Genomic DNA, 340 nt, shown 5'->3' on the forward strand with positions numbered 1-340 from the left:
CTTCTTCGGTCGCCGCGCGTCGACACTGAGCGCCTGCACCAGCACCTCGTGAAACGGCGTCAACCGGGTCGGCTGCGAGCGCCGCTGATACTTCGGCTCCTCCTGAACATCCATGTTCAGATATTTACTAATCGTGTTGCGCGACAGGCTTGTGAGACGCGCTATCTCGCGTACCGACTTGTTCTGGCGGTGGAACATCCGCCGCACCTTGCCAATCATCGTCATCGGGATCATCCCCAAACACCCTGCCAGAAAAACTAGCAGGATAGGTTGATTGCCCGGCTCAATTTTCAGTCGGCGCGATCCCTACATGTGGCTGAATTTTCGGTCGGCGTAAACA

At 56.8% G+C, this 340-nt stretch carries 1 pseudogene; it reads right to left on the reverse strand.

Annotated features, from left to right (window positions below):
* Positions 1-225, reverse strand: a pseudogene (locus PQQ51_RS34425) (IS21 family transposase); the annotation flags it as partial.
* Positions 226-340: the final 115 nt, after the last annotated feature.

The sequence above is a fragment of the Paraburkholderia xenovorans genome, assembly GCF_046030735.1.
In the GTDB taxonomy this organism is placed as follows: domain Bacteria; phylum Pseudomonadota; class Gammaproteobacteria; order Burkholderiales; family Burkholderiaceae; genus Paraburkholderia; species Paraburkholderia xenovorans_A.